The following is a 3,704-nucleotide window of genomic DNA, read 5'->3' on the forward strand; positions in this document are numbered from 1 at the left end:
CTCGATGAGGCGTCGGGCGAGACGTCGGGCGGGGCTCCGGGCAGGGTGACGGTGAACCTCGCCCCACCGAGGTGCGAGGCCTCGACCTCGACGGAGCCGCCGTGCAGCCGCGCGACCTGTCCGACGAGGGCGAGACCGATGCCGCGACCGCCGCTGGCCTTCGACGACCAGCCGCGCTCGAGGACGCGTTCGGCGTCCTGGGGGCGGACGCCGGTGCCGCTGTCCTCGACGACGACCGTGACGCCCTCGGCGTCGCCCTCGACGTGCACGAGGATCCGCCGCTCGGACTGCTCGGTGACGGCGTCCATCGCGTTGTCGACGAGGTTGCCCAGGACGGTGACCAGCTCGCGGGGCCGCACGGTGAGCTCCTCGGCGACCACCTCGCCGTCCACGACGAGGTCGATGCCGCGCTCGGCGGCCTCGGCGGTCTTGCCGAGCAGGAGCGCGGCGAGCACCGGCTCCTGGACCGCGCCCACCACCTGGTCGGCGAGCTCCTGGGCGAAGCGCAGCTCCTCGGTGGCGAAGTCGACAGCCCGCTCGGAGCGACCCATCTCGATGAGGGAGACCACGGTGTGCAGCCGGTTGGCGGCCTCGTGGTTCTGCGCGCGCAGCGACTCGGTGAGGCCGCGGACCACGTCGAGCTCGCCGGTCACCGCCTGGAGCTCGGTGCGGTCGCGCAGCGTGACGACCGCGCCGACCTCGTCGCCCTCCCAGAAGGCGGGGGCCGAGCTGATCAGCAGCACGTGCTCGCCCAGCACGTAGATCGTGTCGGGCTGGGGTGAGTCGCTCGCCGCCGCGGCGACCAGGCCCGGGGGCAGCCCGAGGTCCGCGAGCGACTGACCGACGACGTCCTCGGGCAGCCCCAGCAGGCGGCGGGCCTCGTCGTTGACGAGCTGCACCTCGCCGCGGGTGTCCACCAGCACCAGCCCCTCGCGCACGGCGGCGAGCACGGCGCGGTAGTACTCGTACATGCGGGTGATCTCCCGCTCGCCGAGACCGTGGGTCTGGCGCCGCAGCCGCCGGCTGATCAGCCAGGCGCCGCAGAGGCCCACCGCCAGGGCCCCGAGTCCCGCGACCAGGATGCCGGGCAGGTCGTGCCGCAGCTGCTCGTCGACGCGGTCGAGCGTGATGCCCACGGACACCAGGGCCACGACCCGGCCGTCGTCGCGGACGGGCACGACGGAGCGGATCGAGCGCCCCAGCGTGCCGACGTACTCCTGGGTGAAGACCTCGCCGCGGGGAGCGCCCCCGAGGTCGCCCACGAACTTCTGGCCGATGAGCGAGGTGGTCGGGTGGGTGTAGCGGCGACGGTCCAGGCCCATGATGACGACGAAGTCCACCGCCGTGTCGGCCCGCACGGCCTCGGCGAAGGGCTGCAGCGTCGTGGTCGGGTCCGGGGTGCGCAGCGCCTCGGCGACGGTGGGGGAGTCGGCGACCGAGACCGCCACGGTCACCGCCTCCTCGCGCGCCGAGTCCCGGGTGTCACGCCGCGCGTCGAAGGTCGCGAGGGCGGTGGCGGTGGCCACCAGGACGAGCACGACCAGCACCTGGAGCAGCAGGATCTGGCGAGCGACCGGGCTCTCCCGACGTGGCGCCGCGGCGGGGGGCATGCCGGCATTCTGCCGCACTCCGGACCGGGTGCGACGACGTACGGCGGCCCGATCGCCCCGGCGTGAACTCAACGACCACAAGGGTGACGACCATCACAAGGCACCACAGGATGTGGCGCAGGGCACAGGCCCGCTCTCATCAGCAGCACGGAGTCGGAGGAACCATGAGCACAACCACCCAGGGGACGACGGTCAAGCGCGACCGCACCCACTACCTCTACGTCGCGGTGATCGTCGCCGTCGTCCTGGGGGCCGTCGTCGGCCTCGTCTTCCCCGAGTTCGCCGTGGGCCTGAAGTGGATCGGCACGACGTTCGTCGGACTCATCAAGATGATGATCCAGCCGGTCATCTTCTGCACGCTCGTCCTGGGCGTGGGGTCGGTCCGCAGCGCGGCCAGCGTCGGCAAGGTCGGTGGCCTCGCGCTCGCCTACTTCCTGACCATGTCGACCATCGCCCTCGGCRTCGGCATGCTCGTCGGCAACCTCATCGACCCGGGCGAGGGGCTCCACCTCTCCGACGACGTCGCCGGGGTCGGCCAGGAGCAGGCCGCGGCCGCGCACGGCTCGACCACCGAGTTCATCACCGGCATCGTCCCCGACTCGCTGCTGTCCGCCCTGACCTCCGGCGAGGTCCTCCAGACCCTCCTCGTCTCGCTGCTCGTCGGGTTCGCCCTGCAGTCGATGGGCCGCGCCGGCCGGCCGATCCTCACCGGCATCGGCCACCTGCAGCGCCTGGTCTTCCGGGTGCTGTCGATGATCATGTGGGCCGCCCCGGTCGGCGCGTTCGCCGCCATCGCGGCCGTGGTCGGCGAGACCGGTGTGGACGCCCTCAAGAGCCTCGCCACCATCATGGTGGCCTTCTACATCACGTGCTTCCTGTTCGTGTTCCTCGTGCTCGGCACCCTCCTCAAGCTGGTCACCGGCGTCAACATCCTCAGCCTCTTCAAGTACCTCGGCCGCGAGTTCCTGCTGATCGTCTCCACGTCCTCCTCCGAGTCGGCGCTGCCGCGCCTCATCGCCAAGATGAACCACGCGGGCGTCGAGAAGACCACCGTGGGTGTCGTCGTCCCGACCGGCTACTCGTTCAACCTCGACGGCACCGCGATCTACCTGACGATGGCCTCGATCTTCATCGCCGACGCGCTCGACCAGCCGCTGAGCATCGGCGAGCAGCTCTCGCTGCTGCTGTTCATGATCATCGCCTCCAAGGGCGCCGCCGGTGTCACCGGCGCCGGCCTGGCTACGCTGGCCGGCGGCCTGTCCTCGCACCGCCCCGAGCTGCTCGACGGCGTCGGCCTCATCGTCGGCATCGACCGCTTCATGTCCGAGGCCCGTGCGGTGACCAACTTCGCCGGCAACTCGGTCGCCACGATCCTGATCGGTCAGTGGACCGACACGCTCGACCGCGCCCAGCTCGACCGGGTGCTGGCCGGGGAGGACCGCTTCGACGAGACCACGATGGTCGACGACCACGGAGCGGACGCCTACGACGACGAGCCGCAGGTCGTCGGGGCGCCCGCGGTCCGGTAGCAGCCCCCGGCTCCGCACCGAGCACCCCGGAGACACGCGGACACAACCCCGCTCCCGGTGCTGCCGTCAGGCGGCAGCACCGGGTCCCGCGGACAGTTGTGTCCGCGTGTCTTCGCGCCGGACCGCCCGGGTGAGCACGCGGCGTACCCAGTCGGGACGCAGGACGACGTCCTCCCACGTGAAGCGCAGCACGGTCCACCCGTCGGCCACGAGCAGCGTGTAGCGCCGGACGTCCTTGCGGAACCCTGCCCGGTTGCCGTGCCACTCGTAGGACTCGGCCTCGACGACCAGCATCCGGCGTACGTCGACCAGGTCGGGGCGGGCCCACACGTGCGGCGCGGCGATCACCACCTGGGGCTCGACCGAGAGCCAGGGCACGGTGAGGGCGATCGCGCGCAGGGCGGACTCGAACGGGTTGGCGGCGCCGGCCCGCGCGGCCGCAGCGATCGCGCGGACGTGGTGGCTGCCGGTGCCCCTCACGCGTGCGGCCACCTCCGCCAGGAGCGCGGCCTCGCCGGCGCGCAGCGCAGAGTCGGCCACGGCGAGCGCCTCGGCGTCAGGGAGC

The 3,704-nt window shown here is 72.2% G+C and carries 3 protein-coding genes; 1 reads left to right on the forward strand and 2 read right to left on the reverse strand.

Annotated elements, in window-relative coordinates; translation table 11 throughout:
* The coding region (locus ACXJKL_RS16925; RefSeq protein WP_457208187.1) for a sensor histidine kinase at positions 1-1,610 on the reverse strand (1,610 nt) is incomplete at its 3' end.
* Between the two features lie 164 nt (positions 1,611-1,774).
* Here ACXJKL_RS16925 and ACXJKL_RS16930 point away from each other — a divergent pair.
* Positions 1,775-3,139: a cation:dicarboxylate symporter family transporter gene (locus ACXJKL_RS16930; RefSeq protein ID WP_457208188.1), complete on the forward strand. Its 1,365-nt coding sequence runs from the start codon at positions 1,775-1,777 to the stop codon at positions 3,137-3,139.
* Between the two features lie 66 nt (positions 3,140-3,205).
* Here the strand turns inward: ACXJKL_RS16930 and ACXJKL_RS16935 are convergent.
* Positions 3,206-3,704: DUF559 domain-containing protein (locus tag ACXJKL_RS16935; protein ID WP_457208189.1), on the reverse strand; the 499-nt coding region annotated here is incomplete at its 5' end.

The sequence above is a fragment of the Nocardioides sp. P5_C9_2 genome (assembly GCF_054049555.1).